Consider the following 22,912-nt stretch of genomic DNA (forward strand, 5'->3'; position numbering starts at 1 on the left):
ACACACATCCACAAGGGCAGGATTCCATGAAAAGAAGAGATTTTCTCAAGGTCACAGGTATTGGCGCCGCGGGTGCCGCAACTCTGGCGGCGCCGGCGATCGCGCAGTCGATGCCGGAAATCAAATGGCGGCTGACGGCGAGCTGGCCGAAATCGCTCGACACGCTGTGGGGCGGGGTTGAGGTGATGGCCAAGCAGGTCGCCGAAGCCACCGACAACAAATTCCAGCTCCAGACCTTTGCCGGTGGTGAAATCGTTCCGGGCCTGCAGGTTCTTGATGCCGTGCAAAACGGTACCGTCGAGATGGGACATACCGCGTCCTACTATTACTTCGGCAAGGACCCGACATTTGCGTTCGGCACGGCGGTGCCGTTCGGACCCAACCAGCGCCTCAACCAGGCCTGGTACATGCAGGGCGGCGGCAGGGAACTGCTCAACGAGTTCTACAAGAGCTATAACGTCACGTCGTTTCTGGCCGGCAATACCGGCTGCCAGATGGGCGGCTGGTTCCGCAAGGAGATCAACACCGTCGACGATCTGAAGGGTCTCAAGATGCGCATCGGCGGCTTCGCCGGCCGCGTCATGCAGAAACTGGGCGTGGTGCCGCAGCAACTGGCCGGCGGCGACATCTACCCCGCGCTCGAAAAAGGCACGATCGACGCGGCGGAATGGGTCGGCCCCTACGACGACGAGAAGCTCGGCTTCAACAAGGTCGCGCCGCATTACTACTATCCCGGATGGTGGGAAGGCGGCCCGATGCTGCTCGCCATCGTCAATCTCGACAAGTGGAACTCGCTGCCGAAATACTATCAAACCGTTCTCGAGCTGGCAGGGCAGTCCGCCAACAGCTGGATGATGGCGAAGTACGACCAGCTCAATCCGCCGTCGCTCAAAAAGCTGCTCGCCGGTGGCACCAAGCTGCATGCGTTTTCGCCGCCGATCATGCAGGCCTGCCTGAAAGCCACCAAGGAGATCTACGCCGAAACGGCGGCGACCAATCCGAACTTCAAGAAGGTTCTGGACTCGCTGAACGGCTTCACGAGCAACGGATACCAGTGGTTCCAGGTCGCCGAGCTCGGCTACGACAGCTTCATGGCGCGCAACCCGCAGGGCTGATCGTCAAACAAGCAGCAGCTTCAACAAACAAAAACCCCGGAGCGGAAGCTCCGGGGTTTCAATTCATGCCTTCGACGCCCGCCGCAGAACCTGGTGAACGCACGCGATGAACGCCATCGCGACCGGGCTCAGTGTGCGGTTTTTGAGCGTCACAATTCCGACCGGCCGAGCCTGCGCGGGCAGCTTGATCGGCAGGACCTTGAGAGGCAGATGGCGGCTGCCAAAGCGCAGGATCGAACTCGGCAACAAGGCGACGAACCGCCCGGTTGCAACGAGCTTGCAGCACAGATGCATCGAGAGCGTTGTGATGGGCGTGCGCGGCATCTCCGCGCCGCCTTCCCGAAAGAGCTCGACCGCAAGTCCACCGGGCAGTGTGTCGGGTGGCGGAAGAATCCAGGGGGCACCACTGAGATCGGCTAGCTTGAGGCCGCGCGAACGCGCCCATTTGCTTTGGCGTCCCGCCACCACGACGGCCCGATCATCGTACACGATTTCGGCCTCCAGATCATCCTCGGTGAATGGCATCGGAATGCGGCCGATCAGCAGATCGATGCTCCGCTCGCGCAACTCGCGATAGTGCAAGGTGCTGATCACGGTTTGCGCGACGTCAAGCTGAACGCCGGGATTCTCGCGGCAGAAGCGTTCGACGATGGCTGGAAGCATACCGGCGGCGGCGCTCTCGGTGCTGCCGATCCGCAGGCTTCCGACCGAAGGGTCGGCGAGAAACTCGAGCTCCTTCACGCCTTGTTTGAGCTCATCGAAAATGATTAATCCGCGCTTTACCAGCGCTTGGCCGTAGGTGGTTGGCGCGATGCCGCTTCGCCCGCGGTCGAGCAAGCGCAGGCCCAGCGTGTGCTCCATGTCCGCGATGGCTTTCGACACCGCAGGCTGCGAGACCGAAAGTTCGGCCGCGGCCTTGGCCATGCTGCCGCATTGCACGACAGTCATGAGCAGATGCAGGTCGCGCAACTTCAATCGACGTCCGATGCGATCAGCCCATGTCACGGTTTGGACCTATCAAAACGGTTATGGAATGCTAAGATAATAGCATTGGACGGTAATGTCTCTGGGGTTGCATGCTTCTCGGCGTCTCTCGCAACCGGAGGCCACCCATGACCGGTTTGGCTGCCCCATGGCGCACCACCTCGCTTTTTGCTTTTGCGGTTCTGGCTGCTGCGGCCCTGCTGTTTCCGATCGCCGCGAACGCTGAGACCTATCCGTCGAGGGCAGTCAAAATTGTTGTTCCGTTTCCGCCGGGTGGTCCGCTCGATACCACGGCACGCCTGCTTGCGGAAAAACTGGCGACGAGTCTGAAGCAGCCCTTTATCGTGGAAAACCGGCCGGGGGCTGCCGGAAATCTCGGGACCGATGCCGTCGCAAAGGCGCCCGCAGACGGCTACACGCTGCTTCTGGTCCTCGATACTCCGCTCACGGTGAATCCATCGCTCTATCCCAAACTCGGATTCGATCCGGGACGGGATCTCACACCGATTTCGAACGTAGCAAGTTTCTCACTCACCTTGGTCGTGCATCCGTCAGTTCCGGTTAAGGCCGTATCGGAATTCGTGGCTTACGCGCGAGCGCGAAAGGACAAGCCGGTCCTTTACGGCAGCGGCGGCGGACCCGGCAATCCCGGCCATCTCGCGATGGAGTATTTCCGCCAGAAGGCCGGGTTCGAGGGCACGCATGTGCCCTACAAAGGCAATTCCGAAGTCGTGATGGGCCTCGTCGGCGGGCAGATTGAGGTCGGCTTCCTTGCGACTCCTGGCGTGTTGTCGAACGTGCAGGACGGCCGGCTCAAAGCGCTCGCGGTGTCCGGTCCCCGGCGCATATCCGTCGCAGCTGATATCCCGACCATCGCGGAGAGCGGCTATCCGGGCTTCGAAATTGGCTTCTATCAAGTGATGCTCGCGCCGGTGGGCATTCCGGAATCCGTCAGGACCCTGCTTGAGCGTGAGGTCCGGAACATTGTTCAGTCCGCCGAGCTGCAGGAGCGCCTCCGCGCACAGGCGGTGGAGCCGATCGCAAGTACCGGGGCTGAAGCTGGCGCCTTGCTCAAGCGTGTTGCCGAACAATGGCAGACCGTTATCAGGGCAGCCAATATCCGGATTGAGTGACGTCATGAAGGCCGGGAAGAAACTTTCAAGTGCGCGGGCGGCGCGCACGCAGATCGTCATGCTCGGGACCGGCACGCCCCGGCCTGATCCTGACCGGTCGGGGCCTGCAACTGCCATCGTGGCGAATGGAGTGCCATATCTCTTCGACTTCGGGCCCGGCGTCATTCGCCGCGCAGCGGCAGCTTACCGGAAAGGCATAACAGCATTCGGTCCCGCTGCTGCCGAGATCACGACCGTCTTTCTCACTCACCTGCATGCGGACCACACGGCGGGGTATCCAGACCTGATCCTGACGCCGTGGATACTTGGTCGCAAGAAGCCTATCAATGCGTACGGACCTCGCGGTCTCCGGGCCATGACCCGGCATGTGTTCGAAGCTTGGAAGGTCGATATCGAAAACCGCACCAACGGCATCGACCGCCTGCCTCGCGCCGGTTGCCGGGTGAACGTGCACGAAATTGTGCCCGGAGAGATCTATTCCGACCGCAACATCCGGGTCAGCGCTTTTCCGGTCCGGCACGGCGCGCTTGCGCACGCTTTCGGCTTCCGGATCGAGACATCCGACAGGGTCATCGTGATATCAGGTGATACGGCTCCAATTCCCGAATCCGCCAAGCATTGCGAAGGTTGCGACGTTCTGATCCACGAGACCTATTCGGAGCAGACCTATCGGAAGGTATCGCCCAAATGGCAGCGCTACAGACGCGAGCACCACACATCATCGCGCGAACTCGCCGAACTCGCCGCGCGTGTCAGGCCTGAACTGTTGCTGCTCTACCATCGCGCGAATGCGGGCGGCGCAATGACGCTGCCGGACCCCGAAGCGGTTTTGTTGGACGAGATCAGTCGTCTTTACAAGGGGCGAGTGGTTACCGCGCACGACCTCGATGTGTTTTGATCGGCGGCATCTGAGCGCTTTCCATGGGAGATCGACATGGCAAATGGAATTATCCGTCGCTGCTATTTGCGAGCAGCTATTGGAGCTTTGATCGTCAACCTGACAAGCGGCGCTGCCATGGCTGATGAGCTCAAACGGGTCGCCGCCAACGGCACTGAGCTTTCCTATGTGGAAGTCGGGCAGGGCGAGCCGATCATATTCGTTCACGGCGGCCTTCAAGACTACCGTATGTGGGCAGAACATCTTCCGAAATTCGCCGGTCGGTACCGAGCCATCGCCTACAGTCGCCGCAACCATTTTCCCGATAAAGTAAGTCCCGACGGCATGCCCGATGGCGCGGCCGACGCGCATGGCGAGGATCTCACGGCTTTCGTGCGTGCCCTTGGTTTTTCCAAGGTGCGCGTCGTGGCGCATTCAGCGGGAGCTCACGCCGCGCTCTTCTTCGCCCCAAGAACCCCGACATGATCGTCAGTCTCGTGCTCAATGAGCCGCCGGCCTCGGGCCTGTTGGCGGGCGTGCCGGGTGCAGCGGACCTCTTGAAGGAGTGGGGCGGTAGCCAGGCGCCGGCAAGGGAAGCCTTCAAGGCCGGCGACACCACGGCCGCCATACCGCTTTTCGTAAATGCCGTCGGCGGAGCGGGCGCTTATGAGCGCCGTTCCGATGCAGACAAGAAAATGAACCGGGACAACGCGGTTTCCGCCCAGGCTGATGCGATCACGACCCGTCCGAGGCCTGTCTTCACCTGCGAGATGGCCAAAGCGATCAGCGCCCCGGTGCTCCTGCCCAATGGGCAGCGCAGCCCGAAGTTCTTCCATCTGATCATGGATCAACTGGCGAATTGCCTGCCGAACCGCGACAGGATCGTCATCGCCGGTAGCTCACGTACCGTGCCTTCGGAAAGTCCCGAGGCTTGGGGTGGGGACGTCCTCGCGTTCGTCGGCAGGCATTGACGCCGTGAAGGCGCAACCTGCTTTCTGAAGCGGCTTCCGCGCAACCTGCGCATCAAACCCTGGTCATTGTTTTGGTTGCCCGAAATCCAGCGGTGGCAGTTCGATCTGCGGCACCTCGATCCTGACCTTGCTGAGATCGACGTCGAGAGGCTTGTCGAGGAACACGGTCACCACGCTGGGGAAAGCGACCACGATCGCCACCATGATCGCCTGCAGGCCGATCCAGGGCAGGGCACCCCAATAGATGTCGGAGCTCTTCACCTCTTTGGGCGCGACGCCGCGCAGATAGAACAGCGCAAAGCCGAACGGCGGATGCAGGAACGACGTCTGCATGTTGACGCAGAGCATGACGCCGAACCAAATCAGCGCAGCGTCGGGGCCCACGACCGGCGCCAATATCTTCTGCGCAATCGGCGCCACCATAGGCAGGATGATGAAGGCGATCTCGAAGAAGTCGAGGAAGAACGCGAGGAAGAAGATGAAGAGATTGATGAAGATCAGGAAGCCCCAGACGCCACCGGGGATCGAGGTCAGGTGATGCTCGAGCCAGACGCCGCCGGAGACGCCGAGGAACACCACCGAGAAGCAGGTCGAACCGATCAGGATGAACACCACCATGGTGGAGAGGCGCATCGTCGACTCGTAGCCCTGCTTGATCAGGCCGCGCAGGTCCGGGATGCGGACGGCTTCGAGGCAGAGCCAGACGACGGCGAGATAGACCACCGCGAAGGTGAGTTTCAGCACCTTGCCTTCACCGAGCAGGATGCCGACGATCACCGCGACGCCGGTGGCGGCGATGCCGATCAGGAGCATCTTGTGCCCCTTGCTGCTCAGGTCCTTGTGGTGGATCGCAGCGAGGACGATGGCGCCGATGGCGCCCATCGCGCCGGCTTCGGTCGGCGTTGCCAGGCCCATCATCATGGTACCCAGCACCACGAAGATCAGAACGGCCGACGGAATGATGCCCATCAGGCATTTCTTCCAGAGCGGCCAGCCCCTCAGCGTGAGCGCGTCCCTCGGAACCGGAGGGACGTGATCCGGTTTGATGAGGCCGAGCATGAACGTATAGCTGGCGAACAGCGCGATCTGGAGGATCGATGGCCCCCAGGCGCCGAGATACATGTCGCCGACCGACTTGCCGAGTTGGTCGGCCATCACGATCAGCACGAGCGAGGGCGGCACCAATTGGGTGATCGTGCCGGACGCGGCAAGCACGCCGGTGATGTAGCGAATGTTATAGCCGTAGCGCATCATCACCGGCATCGAGATCAGCGCCATGGCGATGACCTGCGCGGCCACCGTGCCTGTGATTGCACCGAGGATGAAGCCGACGATGATGACGGAATAGCCGAGGCCGCCGCGGACCGGTCCGAACAGCTGACCCATCGAGTCCAGCATGTCTTCCGCCAGCCCGCACCGTTCCAGGATCGAGCCCATGAAGGTGAAGAACGGGATCGCCAGCAGCAGTTCGTTGGAGACCACGCCGCCGAAGATGCGGCCCGGAATCGCCTGCAGGAAGTTCATGTCGAAGAAGCCGAGATAGATCGACAGGAAGCCGAACGACAGCCCGAGCGCGGCCAGCGTGAACGCCACCGGGAAGCCGATCAGCATGGCCAGAATCAAGCCGCCGAACATCAGCGGCGGCATCATCTCCAGCGTAATCATTGCAGCGGCCTCTCGTATTTGGCGTCGATCATGACATAGCCCTTCAACGCCGCGATGCGCTTGATCACTTCGGAGACGCCTTGCAGCGCCAGGAAAACGAAGCCGATGGGAACGACGGCCTTGATCGGCCAGCGCACCAGGCCGCCGGCATTGCTGGAGATTTCACTGACCACGTAGGATTGCATGAAGAACGGCCACGACAGATAGGCGAGCAGCAGGCAGGACGGGATCAGGAAGAACAGCGTTCCGATCATGTCGAGCCAGAGCTGTCCACGCTCGGACAGCATGAGATAGAGAATTTCGACGCGAACGTGCTCGTTCTTCTTGAAGGTATAGGAGGCGCCGAACATTATGAAGACGGCGAACATGTACCACTGCAGTTCGAGCCAGCTGTTGGAGCTGTAGCCGAACGCGTAGCGGATCATCGCGTTGGCGGCGCTGACCACGCAGGCGGCAAGCACGAGCCAGTTGCAGATGCCGCCCAGTTGCTCGTTGATCCAATCGATGCCGTTACTGATTGCCAACAATGGGCGCATTACGTTCTCCTCGGGCACGTCATCGACATGCGCCGGATTTCTTCATTGATATTGCGTCGCCACCCCGCGTCAGGCGCGCAAACGCCGCTGCCGCGCGGCAAACGCGCAGCTTCGTTCCCGCGCAAAAAACGCGCAGGTTCGCAGCTCATTCGCTGGAGCGATTGCAACGATAGTCCTCCCCCGTTCGCACGCTTCCGCCGTCTTGGCTGCTCCATGAGGGAACAGCGGCCCATCCGGCCGTGCTGGCGTAAAGCAGCCGCACCATTTCAGTGCGTTGCAGCGGCGTCAATCGGAAAATGGACAAATTGACGCGGCCTATCAGCTACGTGGAGAGGACGCGCTTGGTTGCACGGGACGGCCAAAATACACGCTGAAATTTCAACCGCCGGTAACGTTCATGTGGCGGCTGACGCTTGGGCGGTTATGGCGGCGATCGATGATGAAGTCGTGACCCTTCGGCTTCAGGCCGATGGCGCGATCGATCGCGGCGGAGAGCAGGTCGTTGTCGGCAGATGCCCGCAAGGGTTTGCGCAAATCGGAGGCATCTTCGTGACCGAGGCAGGTGTGCAGCGTGCCGGTGCAGGTGATCCGTACCCGGTTACAGGACTCGCAGAAATTATGGGTCATCGGCGTGATGAAGCCGAGCTTGCCGCCGGTCTCGCTGACGCGGACATAGCGGGCAGGGCCGCCGGTGTCGTCGTCGAGGTCGGTCAGCGTGTAGTGCTGGGCGAGACGCGCACGCAACAACGACAGCGGCACGTACTGATCGATCCGGCCTTCGCCGATGTCGCCCATCGGCATCACTTCGATCAGCGTCAGCGCCATGCCCTTGTCGTGCGCCCATTGCATCAGCGAGGGGATTTCCTCCTCGTTCATGTTCTTCAGCGCCACCGCGTTGATCTTCACCGCAAGGCCCGCCGCGCGCGCAGCTTCGATGCCGGCCAGCACCTTGTCGATGTCGCCCCAGCGCGTGATGGCGCGGAACTTGGCGGGATCGAGCGTGTCCAGCGAGACGTTGATCCGGCGCACGCCGGCGTCGCGCAACTCGCCGGCAAAGCGCGCCAGCTGCGAGCCATTGGTGGTCAGCGTCAACTCATCGAGCGCGCCACTCGAAAGATGCCGCGACAGCGACCGAACCAGCGACATCACGTTGCGCCGGACCAGCGGCTCACCGCCGGTGAGGCGGATCTTGCGCACGCCCTTGGCGACGAAGGCCGAGCACAGCCGGTCGAGTTCTTCCAGCGTCAGCAAATCGGCTTTCGGCAGGAACGTCATGTCTTCGGACATGCAATAGAAGCAGCGCAGGTCGCAGCGATCGGTGACGGAGACCCGCAGATAGCGGATGGTCCGCCCGAACGGATCGGTCATCGGAGAGAACAGCTGATCGGGAGAAGTCGACAATCCGCTCATCCAAACTGCCTTGCAAACCCTGCCTGCGCGCGGCGTGCGGCGGAACCGCCGCAACGTCTGTCACCCGTCATCCTATAGCGCTTTTGAGCGAAGTGGATACCGGTTCGCGTGAAGAAACTGCGTTAAAACGAAAGACTTATATTCCGGTTCTGATCTCAATCCGAGCCGGCATATAGGCACGAAGCAAGACCGCTACAATCCACAGCTTTCGGTCAGCGGGCGGGCTGCGTCGCCGGCGCGGCGGGGCTCGGGAACGGCGAGCCTGCGGCGGGCGCGGCCGCCGCAGGCTTCGGCTTCTTCTTCGGCCGCACCGGTTTTTTGCGCGGCGGCGGCCCTTCGGGCTTCAGCTCGGCGATCACGGGATTGGGATCGATCGTGGTGGAGCCGGGCGTCGTGAAGTCGCCGGGGTCGCGGATCACCTGAACGGGAACCGTGACCGGCTGGAACCTCGGCATCGCGAAGGTGACCGTAAAGTTGGCGTCGGGCGCGGCGACCGCAACCGAGCAGGGGGTCTTGCAGCCCGGTCCGACCGAGGTGGTGGCATCCGCCCCTGGTGGCACCGACTCCAGCTGGACCTGGATCGGCGGCGGCGTCGGCTTGAAGGAATCCATGGAAAACGAGGAACAGCCGGCCAGAGAGACTCCGGCGACGGCAATCGCAAACACACGACCTATGATCATCACTCACCTGCGGCGATCAGCCACAATCCCCGATCCGGACCATAGGAGCGTGAGAACAGGGCTGCAACCGCACCGTGCAGATTCACTAAAGAATGGTTAATCCGGCTCAGTAGCTCTCAAGATAGCGTATATAAATCAGTATGTTACGAGGTTGTCGCGGCCCCGTTCAGGCTGTTCACGGCTGCGGGCAGCTCGCGAAAATGGCCGATCAGCCGGTCCGGCTTCAACTCGGCAATCGGCACGTCGGTGTAGCCGAATTCGACCCCGATCACCGGAATGCCCGCGCGCCGGGCCACGCCGATATCGGGACCGGCATCGCCGACCATAATGGCGCCCGCGAGCTGCGTGCCGGCACGGGCCAGCGTCTGCTGCAGGATCACCGGATCGGGCTTTGAGACGCCAAAAGTGTCCGCGCCGCAGATCGCGGCGAACCGCTTGCTGAGGTCGAGCTTGTCGAGCAGCAGTTTTGAAAGCCATTCCAGCTTGTTGGTGCAGACCGCAAAGCGAAAGCCTTGTCCTTCCAGTTCATCCAGCGCCGCTTCCAGCCCCTCGAAGGGGCGCGATTCGTCGGCGATGTGGGCGGCGTAATATTCGACGAAATCCCTGGTCAGCCGGTTGACGTCGTCCACGCTCATGGTGCGGCCCTCGAGTTCGAGGCCGCGCTCGATCAGCTTGCGCGCGCCGGCGCCGATCATGTTACGCGCGCGGGCGAGCGGCACGGGGGCGAGGCCCTCGCGATGAAGCACGAAATTGAGCGCGCTGATCAGATCCGGTGCGGTATCGACCAGCGTGCCGTCGAGATCGAATACGAGGGTGCGGGAAGCTGTCATTCGGCATTCGCTACCGGCCCGGGCGCGATGATGCAAGGGTTCGATAGGCCCGATTTGGCCTCGTTAGCGCTATTCCTGCCGCCCAAACGACGCTAGATATGCGCCGCCAGACCGGCGGATCTTCAAAGGGCATATCCACGTGGACATGGACGCATTGAAACGGCAGGCGGCGGCGCGCGCGCTGGAGCATGTACAGGACGGCATGAAGCTCGGGCTTGGCACCGGCTCGACCGCCAAACACTTCGTCGACCTGCTCGGCGAGAAGGTCGCAATGGGCATGCGCGTTGTCTGTGTGCCGACCTCCGAGGCGACCCGCGCACAGGCGCAGGCCTGCGGCGTGCCGCTGACCACGCTCGACGAGATCGACCACCTCGATCTCACCGTCGACGGCGCCGACGAGTGCGACAGCGCGCTCAATCTGATCAAGGGCGGCGGCGGTGCGCTGCTCCGGGAGAAGATCGTGGCGGCGGCCTCCGATCGCATGATCGTGATCGCCGACGAAAGCAAATGGGTCGATGTTCTCGGCCGCTTCCCCCTGCCTGTCGAGGTGATCCCGTTCGGGCTTGCAGCGACCCAGCGGGCGATCCTGTCGGCATTTGCGCAAAGCGGCGTTTCCGGGCAAATGGAGGTCCGGAAGGCCAAAGACGGCCACGTTTTTGTCACCGATGGCGGCCACTGGATTGTGGATGCCCATCTTGGGAAAATACCGGATGCGCCCCGACTGGCAGGCTTGTTGAGCGTGATCCCGGGCGTCGTCGAACACGGTCTGTTCATTGGCCTGGCCCGCACGGCCGTGCTGGCCGGCGCACAGGGAATTCGCGTAGTTGAGCGGCGATAGCGCCGAATCTTTGAGGAGAATTGGAATGAAGAGTTTTTCGGGAAGTTTGTCGGCTGCGGGTCTCGCGGTGGCGCTGGCGCTGATCGGAGCGCCGGCCATGGCGCAGCAGAAAAACGCTCCTGCGGCCACTGTGACTGTACCGGGCAAGCCGGTGTCGCCCGCCGCAATCGCCGCGGCCAAGGAAATCCTGACCATGAAGAACGCGGTCGCGATGTACGCCAACGCCATTCCCAGCCTCGTCGAGAAGACCAAGAACGTGCTGCTCGGGGCCAACCTCAACTACCAGAAGGACCTCAACGAGGTCGCGGTGATCGTCGCCAAGAATCTGACCGGCCGTGAAAAGGAAATCGGCGACGGCATGGCGCAGATCTACGCCAACGAATTCACCGAGCAGGAATTGAAGGATCTGGTGACGTTCTACAAATCGCCGCTCGGCCAGAAACTGATCCTGAACGAACCGAGGGCGATCTCGGGCAGCATGGCCTATATGAACGATTGGGCGCAGTCCTTTGCCGAGGTGATCAACGGCCAGTTCCGCACCGAGATGAGGAAGCGCGGCAAGGAAATCTGAGCTGGTAGAGGCGAATGGCGGTAGAGGGCGAATGGCGAATAGGGAGTAGCGAATAGCGAAGCGGGGTCGGCTCACTATTCGCTATTCGCAACGCACCATTCGCCATTCACTATTCGCCACTCGCGGAAAGTAGGCCATGGCTGAATACGACGTCGATCTGTTTGTCATCGGTGGCGGGTCGGGCGGCGTCCGCGCCGCGCGCATCGCCGCCGGCTACGGCGCCAAGGTGATGGTGGCCGAAGAATACCGGATGGGCGGCACCTGCGTGATCCGCGGCTGCGTGCCGAAAAAACTGTTCGTGATCGGCTCGCATGTCCGTCACGAGATCGAGGACGCCGCCGGCTTCGGCTGGACCATCCCCGAAATCTCCTTCGACTGGAAGACGCTGGTCGCCAACAAGGACAAGGAGATCGCCCGGCTCGAAGGCATCTACACGACAAACGTCGAGAAATCAGGCGCGCAGGTGGTGAAGGCCCGCGCGGTGCTGGAAGACGCCCACACGCTGCGCCTGTCCGACGGCAAGAAAATCACGGCGCAAACCATTCTGATCGCGACCGGCGGCCGGCCCAACCACGGCGCGGCAATTCCCGGCATCGAGCACGTGATCTCCTCGGACGAGGCGTTCCACCTCACCGAACTGCCCAAGCGTATCGTGATCCAGGGCGGCGGCTATATCGCGCTCGAATTCGCCGGCATCTTCAAGGGCTACGGCGCCGACGTCACCGTGATCTATCGCGGCGACAACATCCTTCGCGGTTTTGACGAGGACGTGCGCAAGCATGTGCGCGCGGAGATGGAGAAGCAGGGCATCAACATCATCACCGGCTGCACCATCAGCAAGGTCGACAAGCAAGGCAAGGAATTCACCACGCACCTGTCGAGCGGGTCGAGCATCGCCTCCGACCAGGTGATGTTCGCGATCGGCCGCCATCCCAACGTCGCCAATCTCGGGCTGGAGACCGCTGATGTCGCGATCAATCCGAAGAACGGCGGCATCGCCGTCGACGCCTGGTCGAAAACCTCAACGCCGAACATCTACGCCATCGGCGACGTCACCCACCGCACCAATTTGACGCCGGTGGCGATTCGCGAGGGCCATGCCTTCGCCGACACCGTGTTCGGCAAGCGCCCGGTGCAGGTCGATCACGCCACCATCCCGACCGCGGTGTTCTCGCAGCCCGAAGTCGGCACCGTGGGCCTCACCGAAGCCGAAGCCCGCGCGCAGTTCAGCCACGTCGATATCTACAAGACCGACTTCCGCCCCATCAAGGCGACGATGTCCGGCCGCGACACCCGCGTGCTGATGAAGCTCGTGGTCGACGGCACGAGCGACCGCGTGCTCGGGTGTCACATCGTCGGCGACGCCGCCGCCGAAATCACGCAAGCCGTCGGCATCGCCGTGAAGATGAAAGCGACCAAGGCCGATTTCGACGCCACCATTGCGCTGCATCCCACCGCGGCCGAAGAACTGGTGACGATGCGGACGCCGACGGCGCGCTACGTGCGGGAAGCCGCGGCGGAGTAGGGCGCGCGTAGCCCGGATGGGCGCGCATGATCCGCCGAGCGGTCCGGGCGCCCCGAGAACGATGCTGTCGACGAGATATCAGCTACTGCAGCAACATTGCTTCACTGCCGCTCAGTATCGGGGTCGATAGTCGCCGCGCCGCTGGAGTGCGAAGGCGTAGTGGGGATTGATCCCGCAATAGGCGTCGGTACCGTTCGCGGTGGCCATGCATTGGGCGTAGCTGGAGAATTGGCAATTCCCCGGATAGCCCCATACGCGCCCTTGCAAGCAGTAGCTATTCCGAACGCTCTCATAAGCCTGGGGACCGTAAAAACCTGGGCCATATGTCTGAGCCCGGGCTTGCCCGCCTGCCAGGGCGATACTCATCGTCAAAATCGTCAAAGCCAAAGTGCGCATTGGAGTTTCCTCGAAGTCGGCACAACACCGGTGCATTTGGACCGCCGGCAGTATTGATCCAGGTCAATGTATTCCCGATAGGTTCACACGTGAAGCGGGCGCGCACGTAGATGGGGTAACGGGCCCCGGTCTGCCTTCCAAGCAAGCCGCGCTTGCTACGGCGCTGTTGGGTGCGCGCTTCGCGCGGCTTGCTTGGAAGGCGGGCGGTCGTCCCTCACATGGATGGTGTTTACGGAGTCGAGGATGGACCTCGCTCCAAGCATCAAGGAGAGACGACCATGGAGTATTATGCAGGAATCGACGTGTCATTGGAATGCTCAAGCGTGTGCGTTGTTGATGGGAACGGCAAGATTTTCCGCGAGAGCAAGGTGGCAAGCGAGCCGGCGGCGCTGATCGGTTGGTTCACCTCGCTCGGGATCGGGCTGGGCCGGATCGGGCTGGAAGCTGGGCCGCTGTCGCAATGGCTGTACGCGGTGATGAAGCAGGCTGGGCTCGCAGTTGAGCTGTTGGAGACGCGGCACGTGCACGACGCGTTCAAGGCGATGCCAGTGAAGTCGGACCGCAATGACGCACGGGGGATCGCGCAACTGATGCGGCTGGGCTGGTTCCGGCCGGTTCACTGCAAGTCGGTGGCGGCGCAGGAAGTGAGAGCCTTGCTGACGGCGCGCAAGCTGGTTCAGAGCAAGCTTCTGGACGTCGAGAACAGCCTGCGCGGGATCTTGCGCGGCTTTGGGCTGAAGGTCGGCAAAACGACGGGAACAGATTTTGCTGGACGGATCAACGAGTTGGTGAAGGGGCATCCCAACCTGGAAGTGATCGCAGAAGCGCTGCTCAAGGTGCGGACCGTCCTGCTGAGCGAGTTCAAGGCCTTCGAGAAGCGGGCAGGCAGGATGTCGCTGATGAATGCCAAGGCCAGGTTGTTGATGTCGACGCCTGCGGTGGGGCCAATCATCTCACTGACCTATGCCGCAGCGATCGATGATCCCGCGCGGTTCACATCCTCCAAGCAAGCCGGGTCGCATTTTGGGTTGACGCCGAAGAAGCACCAGTCCGGCGAGACCGACCGATCGGGCCGGATCAGCAAGATCGGCGACGCTTCCGTGCGCGAGGCGCTCTACCAGGCCGCTCACATCATGCTGACGAAGCCGATCAAGGGATGTTCGCAGCTCAAGAGCTGGGCGATGCGGATCGCCAAACGGGCCGGCATGAACAAGGCTAAGGTCGCGCTGGCCCGCAAGCTCGCCGTGATCATGCATCGCATACTCAAGGACGGTGCGCCCTTCAATCCGGCCACCAAGGCTAACGCTGCAACGGCTTAGGAGCAAAAACGACAGGTTTTCGGGCGGGTCACGACACCAGCCTTCCCGAAGCGAAGTCCCTTCGCCGGGACGATGGATCAGGTCAGGCCGACATCCGGGATGTCGACACATCGAACGATGTGATCACGCTTCCGTAGATTGGCCGACCTATCCTCTTACGAACCCCATCAGGCGACGGCCCTTGCGCCGATCCCGTACAGAAGCAAGTTCCCGGCGAGCGGATGACGCAAAAGGGATTGACTAATCGAGGCCCGTTACAGAAGCCCGGATGAGCGCCGCGAAATCCGGGAACCCTTCAGCCAGTTATTGACCGGCCGTGCCCGACTGCAAATAAGCAATGATCTTCGCCCGCTCGTCCGCCGATGCGAGACCGCCATACGGCTTCATGGTGTTGCCGGGCACGACCGCATCGGCGTTAGCCATGAAACGCTCGAGCTTGTCGGCGTCCCAGGCGAAGCCTGCTTCCTTCATGGCGCTGGAATAGCCGTAGTCCGGCAGCGATCCTGCCTTCCGCCCCATAATCCGGTGCAGATTTGGGCCTTGCCGGTTATCGCCCTCCTTGACCGTGTGGCAGGTCCGGCACGCATTGTTGAACGCCTGCTGGCCGGCGGCAGCATCCGCGCCTTGGGCCTGTGTTTGCGATGCGGCCGACGACGACAACATCAGGCACGCCATCCCGCTCAAGGCCAAGGCTGGAACCAGGCTTCGCATCGGCCGTCCTCCGTATTCCCTTGCCCAGCAAAACAAACGCGCGAGGCAGCGAAGGTTTCCCTGGCCGTGACGCAATCGGCTGCTCACGAGGCGAAAGAAGAGCGCGGCCTCGTGTAAGGTACTGCTTGACGATCGTAAGGTATTGCCTTACATGTCGCTCATGATCCGCTCGTTCCGGGACAAGGCTCTCGAACGTTTTTTCGCGACCGGGGACGGGCGCCGGCTCAGCGTTCAGAACCTGAAACGGATCGCCAATATGCTGAGGGCGCTCGATGACGCGTCGCGGCCAGAGGACATGAATTTACCGGGGTTCCGGTTTCATGCGCTGGTCGGCCGCGATCGGGGGCGCTATGCGGTCAGCGCCAGCGGAAATTGGCGCATTACATTCGGTTGGATCGAAGGCGATGCCCTCGACGTCGATCTGGAGGACGACCATTGAGGATCAAGCCATGACCAAGAAGCTTCCGAAGCGTGGTTTGCCGCCGATGCATCCCGGTGAACTTCTTCGAGAGGAGATTTTGCCCGCTCTCGACCGGCCCAAGACAGAGATCGCCAGACTGCTCGGCGTGTCGCGTCAGACGTTGTATGATCTCCTGAAAGAGAAGCAGCCGGTTACCCCGGTGATGGCGTTGCGGCTCGGAAAGTTGTGCGGCAACGGTCCCGATCTCTGGCTCAATCTGCAAAAGCGGTACGATTTGGATCAAGCCGAGCGGGAACTTGGAGAGGATATCAAGAACATCCCGACGTTGGCCGTTGCCTGACCAGCGTGCGCGCTACTTCGGATCCCGCGGCGACCTTCTCCGGAAAGCCAATGCCTCCGGGCCCCACATCCTGATCATCACGACCGCGCAGGAGGCGATGCCGACGAAGGCGAGCATGACGGTGAGGGCGATTTCCATCGTACGTGCATAAATGATTTGCGGGTGATTTGTCTTCCGTATCACTACGGTGTCATTGCGTTTCCCTGCATCGACGTTTCGGCGCTGACCGCCTGCAATCCTAGCGCGCATTCAGGAGTTCGGGGCGTTCGTGCACGCTTCCGACCGAACTTTGGCCCACGCACCTGATGCTCGGCATTTCCGCGCGCGGCACGCGCGTCCGGGATTCCGCGGGGAGCGGAGTTGCTGCTTTTTTGGCAGTGCCTATTTTATGCGCTAGCGGACAGGCGGCTTGGACGGATGCCTGTCGACGACGACGGAGTCGGGATGCGAGACGATGGTCATGAACCAGATCGAGCTGACGACCAGCGACCAGAACGTATTCCAGTAAACCCAATTCATTGGTGCTTCCAATCCATCTAGGGCTTCCGGGTCCGAACGTCGCTCAGGCTGTTCGCAACAAAGTCTTCGAGATGCGCCGGCACCGGAGCTCCCTCAATATCACAGCGACACTGAATTTCCTCTGCGACATTTTTGGAGATGTCGGCGGTCCAGTGTTCGAGCGTGTTGAAGGCGTAGATTCCGACCGGGTTGTTGAAGCGCGCCAGCATCAGGTCGTTGATCACGGTGTCGAGATCGGGGCGCTCGATCGGATTCTGAAGCTGCAAGTCCCTCGGACCGAACGTATCCATCACCAGATAGAGCGTTTCATCGGCGCCATAGGGCACGGTTAACGGCATTCCAGTCATGGTCTGGGCACTCCGTGGAACGCAGATTCAAGTTTGAATCGAAGCGTTGGTTCCCACGGCGGCGACAGCACCTTCGTCTAATTTGTCGCCGTAGACGTAGCCCGGATGAGCAACGCGACATCCGGGTCTTGGTCCCCGCATATCGCGGGGCTCATGCGGGCTACCTGCTGTCAGCCAATCTTGCGCGACGGGCCTTTTGTCCCCGCGCCGCCCAGAGCGCCGGCCAGCGCACCGGCCAACGCGTCGTTCGCGGTGCTGGCCTGCAAATGCGACACCGTAGCCAGAAGGCGCAGGGGGTCCGTGCCGCCGCTGACGGTCGCAAGCTCGCTCAGATTCAGTTCGCGAATTTCGTTGGTCATTGTCCCGCTCCGTTGTGTCCGTAGGACGCGCGGTGATCGCGCGTCATGCAGGCAGACTAGCCGTCGTTGTGAAGATCAACCGTGCGCTGAATCACACAGGGAAAGCCGGAGCACCCATCAGCCCGCATGCCGCGGTGCTCATGCGGGCTGCCGTCGGCAGGTGGGTTCAGGACACCAGCGACAACAGGCGCTCTTCTTTGAACCGCTTGTAGGCGTCGATCGCCCGGTTCGCGAGCATCAGCTTTCGCGTTTCGCCGCGCCGGATCAGAGTCTCGACGGCATCCGTCAGGAAGCGCGCTGCGACTTCTGCATCGCCGAGTTCGCCGGTCCCCTCGAGATAATCCCAGGCGATCTGGATCGAATTTTCCATAAGCAATGGCAATGGTTCGGTCATGGAAATAAAACTCCCTCAGGTACTATCGGTTCCGCAATGCGGCGGCAGCGTGGGCATCCACGCCGCGCCGCGCCGGGGTTACGGCCTCGGGCCGACGCTGCTGATGTTGCCTCTGACGTCCAAGGTGAAGGTCAATCCGAGGAACGAGAACTGACCGCCGCGGGCGTCGATCACGTCGGGGTTCTTGGTGCCGGGCGTCCACTTCATGCCGCCGCTCGCGGCGTCGAGTTCGATGGCGTTGAGTTCGCGATTGTCGGTGTTCATGTCAGTCTCCATTCATTGGTGGCAAAGCCACTTGCGATGGTGATGGAGTAACCACAGCGGCCGGTCAGCGACTGTGACCGACGTCACAATGCCGGCCGCCCCCTATGGCGCGCGGCTGCAAATCCGTAAACTTCGATTCAATGCGCCGTTAAACCGCTAAGGGAACCTTACGGCCCTGCCTTCAAGTTGGTGGTCTGCTGACCCAACGGATGTCACCCGTGACGATGGATGCCCTTAAGCCAAAGGTGGTGCGCGAACCGCGCCGGCAACTGCACAAGCAGCCGGCCTGGATGACGGTGGATGATGGCCTCACCAACCGTGAATGCTTCGTGCTCGACGTATCGCCGGGCGGCGCAAGGATCGTGACCGATGTCGCGATCGATGTCCGCGACAAGTTTGGATTGGCGCTGGTGCGCGATCGCCCAAAGCACCAGTCCTGTGAAGTCGTCTGGCGCCGCGGCAAGACCTACGGCGTGAAGTTCTTGAGCGCCGGCAAAGCAGGCGCAGGGCCGGTCAACGACCTTTCTGCCGTAGAGCCCCATGCGCAGGCGGACCTGTTCGACACAGCTCAGCGCGTGAAGGCGGAAGCCTGACCCGCCTTGCGGACCTGAATCTTGCCATGTGCAAAACGAAGGCCCGACACTTTGGGTGCCGGGCCTCCGCGTCGTGTCGCTCTCGCGAGCGAGCCTATTTCTTCTTTGTGGCGCTGCCCGTGGTCTGCCCCGGCGCGTGTTCCGATGCCCCCGGTGCCGTCGACTTCTTGGCGGCCTTCATCTTGTGACCTGGCGCGTATTCCGACGCACCCGGAGCCGTTGATTTCTTGGCACTCTGCATCTGATGGCCCGGTGAGCTATCCGATGCGCCAGGTGATTTGGTTCCGGATTGCGCAAAGGCGGACGAAGCCAACGCGAGCGACGCCGCGACGATCAGGGATTTCTTGAACATCGTGTTTCTCCTCCTGGCTATCGGCAATCAATGCGCGGTGCGCGCGCATGTTCCACTTTTTCCCGAATGAATGTCTCCGGGATGAAGGAATAATCTGCCGGCAAGGTTGATGAACGGATGTTTATCTCTTGCGCAAAACGCTTCGCGTTTGTGTTGTGGTCGGCTGTGATGCTCATCACGTTTCAGCGCCAAAACCGGTCTCGACGGGCAGGTCACTTCTGATTTGCAGAATCGATGTCAAGCTCTAAAATAAAAAATATTTCTGTTTACCAGAATGAAAATAAGGGATATATCTTTGGCCATCCCGTCCCACTCAGAGGGCGTCGGCCGTCGTCACGGACGTTGGACGGGTTGCGGTGGACGCTTTTTTACGCCTCGACGACGGCGCCGATAAGCGTACGGCAAAACCGTGTGGTCCTGGCGCCCGTTGCAGGCGTCAAGTTGCCGGAGAAGCGCGAGCTGAACCCGCAGCGACGGAGTCAACCAAGAACTCGTCTCCGGGGAGATCACGGCATAAGCCGTAAAGCCATTGCGCAGGGAAGGCCGGGTGTTCTCCGCTGCCCTGTATGCTCGTGTGCAGCCTACTTAGTGCAAACCGCACACGAGACCGCGGGTGCAGCGCGCACCCGGTCTTCCCTGCGCCCTCTCTATGAAAGGGCGGGAAGTTTCTGGCAAAGCTCGGGCATATCAGGCCGCGAGAATGCGAAACTGCGTTTGAAAGACGGTGCAACAACAAACACCGCCGTCGTCCCGGGCTTGACCCGGGACCCATAGCCACAGGAAGAAGTTTTGCGAACGGTCTCTGCTACCGACCCTTCACCGAGAGATCACGCGGGTCCCGGCGTTCGCCGGGACGACGAGTGACCGGGACGACAGCAACACGCTACCCCGCCGCCTCGATCCATTCCGCCGCCCCGCGCCACAGCGTGTCGCGATGTTCGGGGCGGAAGAAACCAAAATGGCCGATCCGGTTGGCGCCGGTGTCCTTTGGTGTCACCGTGATGATCTCGGGCTTGATCGACGTAAATCCCGAGCACAGCAATTCCACCGCCGGCCGCGTCGCCCAGGGATCGTCAGACATGCACAGCGCGCGCAACGCGCCTTTGTAGTTCGGAAAATGTTGCAAGGCCGCGAGATTCTTGTCGTCGAACATGTAGCGCGGGCTCATCACCCAGGAGACCCATTGCAGGAATACATCCTTCGGCATGTCCATCCCGAGCCCCAGCCAGCCCGGCGTGTAGCCGAACGCGCGGGTGAGGGGGACAGCGACATTGAGCATCGCATAGACGCGATAGCGCTCGGGCATCGCGATCAGTTTCCAGGTGCCGGCTTGGGCTGCGATAAACAGCGCGCGCGAAATCTCGGTGTTGTTCGGCAGCAGGCCCAGTGCCTGGCCGCCAAAGGAATGCCCGACATAGGCAAACGGCAGCGCCTTGTAGCGCTCGCGCATCCAGGCCACCGCGGAGGTCACATCCTGCGCGGCCCAGTCCGACATCGAGGCCTTGAAGCCGACCAGCGATTTCGGCTGGTTGTAGCCGGTCATCGACTTCTGCCGCGAGTCGCCGGTGCCGCGGTAGTCATAGGTCAGCACCGCGCAACCGCGCTTGGCGAGGTAGCCGGCAAAGCCGCGATAGACCTTGCGGTGGACCGCGGTCGCCGAATTGATCAGCACGGCGTGGCGCTTGGCTCCGCGCGGCAAAAACAGCGTCGCCCCCAGCGGATAGCCATCCGCCGCGGGAAGCGTGATATCGTCGATGAATACGTCGTCCAGCCCCAGCTCGGCCACCCGCGATTTCCTTCCTCGCTTTCGCGATTTGGCCCTAACAAATGCGAATTAGGCTTTTGCTGCAAGGGCTTGACGGGGAGGCCCGCAAGGCTTGACGGGGAGACCCGCAAGGGCTTGACGGGGCAGGTGGAAATCTAATGGCGGTTGGCCATCGCCCTGTGTATAACCCGGCCCTTCGTGACCGCGGGTAAGTCGCGGTTTTTGCTCAGGAGTTAACGTCATGTCCGAGCGGTGGACACCCGATAGCTGGCGCGCCAAACCGGTGCTGCAGGTGCCCGATTATCCCGATGCCAAGGTATTGGCTGATGTCGAGGCGCAGTTGGCTACCTTTCCGCCGCTGGTGTTTGCCGGTGAAGCCCGCAATTTGAAGAAATCGCTCGCGCGCGTCGCCGCCGGCGAAGCGTTCCTGCTGCAGGGCGGCGACTGCGCCGAGAGCTTCGCCGAGCACGGCGCCAACAACATCCGCGACTTTTTCCGCGTGCTGCTGCAGATGGCCGTCGTTCTCACCTATGCCGGCGCGCTGCCGGTGGTGAAGGTCGGCCGCATCGCCGGGCAGTTTGCAAAACCGCGCTCTTCGAACACCGAGAAAATCAATGGCGTCGAGCTGCCGAGCTATCGCGGCGACATCATCAACGACATCGCGTTCACGCCCGAGGCACGCATCCCCGATCCGCAGCGCCAGTTGATGGCCTATCGGCAGTCGGCGGCGACGCTCAACCTGCTCCGTGCGTTCGCGACCGGCGGCTTTGCCAATCTCGGCAGCGTGCATCAGTGGATGCTGGGCTTCCTGAAGGACTCGCCGCAGTCACGCCGCTACAAGGAACTGGCCGATCGTATTTCGGACGCGCTGAATTTCATGCGCGCCTGCGGTCTCGATCTCGAAAGCCACCCCGAGCTTCGCGCCACCGATTTCTACACCAGCCACGAGGCGCTGCTGCTGGGCTACGAGCAGGCCTTTACCCGCGTCGATTCCACGACCGGCGACTGGTACGCGACCTCCGGCCACTTCATCTGGATCGGCGACCGCACCCGCCAGCTCGACCACGGCCATGTCGAATATTTCCGCGGCATCAAGAACCCGATCGGCCTGAAATGCGGCCCGTCGCTCAAGCCCGATGAACTCCTGAAGCTGATCGACATCCTCAATCCCGACAACGAGCCGGGCCGGCTGACGCTGATCAACCGCTTCGGTTCGGACAAGGTCGGCGATCATCTGGCGCCGTTGATCCGCGCGGTGCAGCGGGAAGGGCGCGTCGTGGTCTGGTCGTGCGATCCGATGCACGGCAACACCATCAGCTCGAATTCAGGCTACAAGACCCGTCCGTTCGACCGGATATTGTCGGAAGTGAAGTCGTTCTTCGCCATCCATCAGGCGGAAGGCACCCATGCCGGCGGCATTCATCTGGAAATGACCGGGCAGGACGTCACCGAGTGCATCGGCGGCGCCCGTGCCATCACCGACGAGGACCTCAACGACCGCTATCACACGGTCTGCGATCCCCGTCTGAACGCCGAACAATCGATCGACATGGCCTTCCTGATCGCCGAACTGCTCAAGCAGGAACGCGCCGGCAAGGTCAAACCGATACCGGCCGCAGCGGGTTTCTGACTTGCTGCGACTCTGGCGCGCCACGATCAATACGCGTAACGGCCTCGCTTTTGCGATCCGGTCGGAGCAGGCCGTCCGCGAGGAACTGTTTGCGCTGGCGCTGTCGGTGCCGCTGGCCTGGCTGATCGGCGCCACGGTGATGCGCCGGGTGGAACTGGTCGCGGCGGTGGCGTTCGTCCTCGTCGTCGAGATCCTCAACACCGCGATCGAAAAGCTCGCCGACCGGCTCACCACCGACCATGATCCGCAGATCGGACGGGTCAAGGACATGGGATCGGCGGCCGTCGGCGTGGCGCTGTTGATGTCCGGCGCGTTCTGGCTGTTCGCCATCGCCGAACGCATAGGCGCGTTCTAAAGGCGGCGATTG

At 61.9% G+C, this 22,912-nt stretch carries 30 protein-coding genes; 14 read left to right on the forward strand and 16 right to left on the reverse strand.

Annotated features, from left to right (window positions below; genetic code table 11):
- Positions 1–26: 26 nt before the first annotated feature.
- Positions 27–1,115: a TRAP transporter substrate-binding protein gene (locus tag ABIE49_RS36825; RefSeq protein WP_192734708.1), complete on the forward strand. Its 1,089-nt coding sequence runs from the start codon at positions 27–29 to the stop codon at positions 1,113–1,115.
- Between the two features lie 63 nt (positions 1,116–1,178).
- Here the strand turns inward: ABIE49_RS36825 and ABIE49_RS36830 are convergent, their stop codons facing one another.
- Positions 1,179–2,120, reverse strand: coding sequence for a LysR family transcriptional regulator (locus ABIE49_RS36830; protein WP_192734709.1), 942 nt, complete (start codon positions 2,118–2,120; stop codon positions 1,179–1,181).
- Positions 2,121–2,227: 107 nt separating this feature from the next.
- Here ABIE49_RS36830 and ABIE49_RS36835 point away from each other — a divergent pair, with 107 nt between their 5' ends.
- From ABIE49_RS36835 to ABIE49_RS36850, 4 genes are read left to right on the forward strand one after another with little or no spacing between them, the layout of a single operon-like run.
- Positions 2,228–3,232 (forward strand): Bug family tripartite tricarboxylate transporter substrate binding protein, encoded by a 1,005-nt coding sequence (locus tag ABIE49_RS36835; protein WP_210337150.1) that lies wholly within the window; start codon positions 2,228–2,230, stop codon positions 3,230–3,232.
- Between the two features lie 4 nt (positions 3,233–3,236).
- Positions 3,237–4,130 carry an MBL fold metallo-hydrolase gene (locus ABIE49_RS36840; RefSeq protein WP_192734711.1) on the forward strand — a complete coding sequence of 298 codons (894 nt, stop codon included), beginning with the start codon at positions 3,237–3,239 and terminating at the stop codon, positions 4,128–4,130.
- A gap of 36 nt (positions 4,131–4,166) precedes the next feature.
- On the forward strand, positions 4,167–4,595 hold the full coding sequence (locus ABIE49_RS36845) for an alpha/beta fold hydrolase (RefSeq protein ID WP_192734712.1): 429 nt from the start codon (positions 4,167–4,169) through the stop codon (positions 4,593–4,595).
- A complete protein-coding gene (locus ABIE49_RS36850) occupies positions 4,592–5,080 on the forward strand; it encodes an alpha/beta fold hydrolase (RefSeq protein WP_192734713.1) in 489 nt (162 codons plus the stop codon). The genes ABIE49_RS36845 and ABIE49_RS36850 overlap by 4 nt, the downstream gene beginning before the upstream one ends.
- 63 nt (positions 5,081–5,143) lie before the next feature.
- Here ABIE49_RS36850 and ABIE49_RS36855 read toward each other — a convergent pair whose 3' ends face one another.
- The 5 genes from ABIE49_RS36855 to ABIE49_RS36875 form a co-directional block, all read right to left on the reverse strand.
- Entirely contained in the window at positions 5,144–6,745 is a 1,602-nt protein-coding gene (locus tag ABIE49_RS36855) for a TRAP transporter large permease (protein ID WP_192734714.1), read from the reverse strand.
- Positions 6,742–7,281: a TRAP transporter small permease subunit gene (locus tag ABIE49_RS36860; RefSeq protein WP_192734715.1), complete on the reverse strand. Its 540-nt coding sequence runs from the start codon at positions 7,279–7,281 to the stop codon at positions 6,742–6,744. Before ABIE49_RS36860 ends, ABIE49_RS36855 begins: the two co-directional genes overlap by 4 nt.
- 378 nt (positions 7,282–7,659) lie before the next feature.
- Positions 7,660–8,691, reverse strand: a complete 1,032-nt coding sequence (gene moaA / locus ABIE49_RS36865; protein ID WP_192734716.1) for a GTP 3',8-cyclase MoaA — start codon at positions 8,689–8,691, stop codon at positions 7,660–7,662.
- Between the two features lie 212 nt (positions 8,692–8,903).
- Positions 8,904–9,371 (reverse strand): hypothetical protein, encoded by a 468-nt coding sequence (locus ABIE49_RS36870; RefSeq protein ID WP_192734717.1) that lies wholly within the window; start codon positions 9,369–9,371, stop codon positions 8,904–8,906.
- Positions 9,372–9,514: 143 nt separating this feature from the next.
- Positions 9,515–10,201 (reverse strand): HAD-IA family hydrolase, encoded by a 687-nt coding sequence (locus ABIE49_RS36875; RefSeq protein WP_192734718.1) that lies wholly within the window; start codon positions 10,199–10,201, stop codon positions 9,515–9,517.
- Positions 10,202–10,346: 145 nt separating this feature from the next.
- Here ABIE49_RS36875 and rpiA point away from each other — a divergent pair, with 145 nt between their 5' ends.
- The 3 genes from rpiA to gor all read left to right on the forward strand — a co-directional run bounded on the left by rpiA (position 10,347) and on the right by gor (position 13,135).
- The gene (gene rpiA, locus ABIE49_RS36880; RefSeq protein ID WP_192734719.1) at positions 10,347–11,039 is read left to right on the forward strand and encodes a ribose-5-phosphate isomerase RpiA; all 693 of its coding nucleotides are present in this window, start codon (positions 10,347–10,349) and stop codon (positions 11,037–11,039) included.
- Between the two features lie 25 nt (positions 11,040–11,064).
- A complete protein-coding gene (locus ABIE49_RS36885; RefSeq protein WP_192734720.1) occupies positions 11,065–11,610 on the forward strand; it encodes a DUF2059 domain-containing protein in 546 nt (181 codons plus the stop codon).
- 136 nt (positions 11,611–11,746) lie between these two features.
- Positions 11,747–13,135 (forward strand): glutathione-disulfide reductase, encoded by a 1,389-nt coding sequence (gene gor, locus ABIE49_RS36890; protein WP_192734721.1) that lies wholly within the window; start codon positions 11,747–11,749, stop codon positions 13,133–13,135.
- A gap of 111 nt (positions 13,136–13,246) precedes the next feature.
- Here the strand turns inward: gor and ABIE49_RS36895 are convergent, their stop codons facing one another.
- Positions 13,247–13,501 (reverse strand): DUF3551 domain-containing protein, encoded by a 255-nt coding sequence (locus tag ABIE49_RS36895; protein WP_502916013.1) that lies wholly within the window; start codon positions 13,499–13,501, stop codon positions 13,247–13,249.
- A 308-nt stretch (positions 13,502–13,809) separates the two neighbouring features.
- Between ABIE49_RS36895 and ABIE49_RS36900 the strand changes: the two genes are divergently transcribed.
- Positions 13,810–14,850, forward strand: a complete 1,041-nt coding sequence (locus tag ABIE49_RS36900) for an IS110 family RNA-guided transposase (RefSeq protein WP_192740894.1) — start codon at positions 13,810–13,812, stop codon at positions 14,848–14,850.
- A 303-nt stretch (positions 14,851–15,153) separates the two neighbouring features.
- Here the strand turns inward: ABIE49_RS36900 and ABIE49_RS36905 are convergent, their stop codons facing one another.
- On the reverse strand, positions 15,154–15,561 hold the full coding sequence (locus ABIE49_RS36905) for a c-type cytochrome (RefSeq protein ID WP_192740457.1): 408 nt from the start codon (positions 15,559–15,561) through the stop codon (positions 15,154–15,156).
- 151 nt (positions 15,562–15,712) lie between these two features.
- Between ABIE49_RS36905 and ABIE49_RS36910 the strand changes: the two genes are divergently transcribed.
- Together ABIE49_RS36910 and ABIE49_RS36915 are read left to right on the forward strand one after the other, a co-directional pair.
- Positions 15,713–16,000: a type II toxin-antitoxin system RelE/ParE family toxin gene (locus ABIE49_RS36910; RefSeq protein WP_354067165.1), complete on the forward strand. Its 288-nt coding sequence runs from the start codon at positions 15,713–15,715 to the stop codon at positions 15,998–16,000.
- A 10-nt stretch (positions 16,001–16,010) separates the two neighbouring features.
- Positions 16,011–16,322 carry a HigA family addiction module antitoxin gene (locus ABIE49_RS36915; RefSeq protein WP_192740456.1) on the forward strand — a complete coding sequence of 104 codons (312 nt, stop codon included), beginning with the start codon at positions 16,011–16,013 and terminating at the stop codon, positions 16,320–16,322.
- A 393-nt stretch (positions 16,323–16,715) separates the two neighbouring features.
- Here the strand turns inward: ABIE49_RS36915 and ABIE49_RS36920 are convergent, their stop codons facing one another.
- The 5 genes from ABIE49_RS36920 to ABIE49_RS36940 all read right to left on the reverse strand — a co-directional run bounded on the left by ABIE49_RS36920 (position 16,716) and on the right by ABIE49_RS36940 (position 18,205).
- Positions 16,716–16,841 (reverse strand): hypothetical protein, encoded by a 126-nt coding sequence (locus ABIE49_RS36920; protein WP_354067166.1) that lies wholly within the window; start codon positions 16,839–16,841, stop codon positions 16,716–16,718.
- A 17-nt stretch (positions 16,842–16,858) separates the two neighbouring features.
- The gene (locus ABIE49_RS36925; RefSeq protein WP_354067167.1) at positions 16,859–17,188 is read right to left on the reverse strand and encodes a hypothetical protein; all 330 of its coding nucleotides are present in this window, start codon (positions 17,186–17,188) and stop codon (positions 16,859–16,861) included.
- A gap of 170 nt (positions 17,189–17,358) precedes the next feature.
- Positions 17,359–17,547, reverse strand: coding sequence for a Blp family class II bacteriocin (locus ABIE49_RS36930; protein ID WP_192740455.1), 189 nt, complete (start codon positions 17,545–17,547; stop codon positions 17,359–17,361).
- Between the two features lie 166 nt (positions 17,548–17,713).
- A complete protein-coding gene (locus ABIE49_RS36935; protein WP_192740454.1) occupies positions 17,714–17,941 on the reverse strand; it encodes a hypothetical protein in 228 nt (75 codons plus the stop codon).
- Between the two features lie 78 nt (positions 17,942–18,019).
- Positions 18,020–18,205 carry a hypothetical protein gene (locus tag ABIE49_RS36940; RefSeq protein WP_192740453.1) on the reverse strand — a complete coding sequence of 62 codons (186 nt, stop codon included), beginning with the start codon at positions 18,203–18,205 and terminating at the stop codon, positions 18,020–18,022.
- Positions 18,206–18,429: 224 nt separating this feature from the next.
- On the opposite strand from ABIE49_RS36940, the gene ABIE49_RS36945 reads away from it, so the two are divergent.
- A complete protein-coding gene (locus tag ABIE49_RS36945) occupies positions 18,430–18,798 on the forward strand; it encodes a PilZ domain-containing protein (protein ID WP_354067710.1) in 369 nt (122 codons plus the stop codon).
- Positions 18,799–18,892: 94 nt separating this feature from the next.
- On the opposite strand, the gene ABIE49_RS36950 is transcribed toward ABIE49_RS36945, so the two are convergent.
- From ABIE49_RS36950 to ABIE49_RS36960, 3 genes are all read right to left on the reverse strand, one after another.
- Positions 18,893–19,150, reverse strand: a complete 258-nt coding sequence (locus ABIE49_RS36950; RefSeq protein WP_192740451.1) for a hypothetical protein — start codon at positions 19,148–19,150, stop codon at positions 18,893–18,895.
- A 17-nt stretch (positions 19,151–19,167) separates the two neighbouring features.
- The gene (locus ABIE49_RS36955; RefSeq protein WP_192740450.1) at positions 19,168–19,326 is read right to left on the reverse strand and encodes a hypothetical protein; all 159 of its coding nucleotides are present in this window, start codon (positions 19,324–19,326) and stop codon (positions 19,168–19,170) included.
- A gap of 707 nt (positions 19,327–20,033) precedes the next feature.
- Complete coding sequence (locus tag ABIE49_RS36960; RefSeq protein WP_192740449.1) at positions 20,034–20,936, reverse strand: alpha/beta hydrolase family protein; 903 nt, start codon at positions 20,934–20,936, stop codon at positions 20,034–20,036.
- A 220-nt stretch (positions 20,937–21,156) separates the two neighbouring features.
- On the opposite strand from ABIE49_RS36960, the gene ABIE49_RS36965 reads away from it, so the two are divergent.
- On the forward strand, positions 21,157–22,545 hold the full coding sequence (locus ABIE49_RS36965) for a class II 3-deoxy-7-phosphoheptulonate synthase (RefSeq protein WP_192740448.1): 1,389 nt from the start codon (positions 21,157–21,159) through the stop codon (positions 22,543–22,545).
- Position 22,546: 1 nt separating this feature from the next.
- A complete protein-coding gene (locus tag ABIE49_RS36970; RefSeq protein ID WP_192740447.1) occupies positions 22,547–22,900 on the forward strand; it encodes a diacylglycerol kinase in 354 nt (117 codons plus the stop codon).
- Positions 22,901–22,912 lie beyond the last annotated feature (12 nt).

The organism is Bradyrhizobium sp. OAE829 (assembly GCF_040546575.1).
In the GTDB taxonomy this organism is placed as follows: Bacteria; Pseudomonadota; Alphaproteobacteria; order Rhizobiales; family Xanthobacteraceae; genus Bradyrhizobium.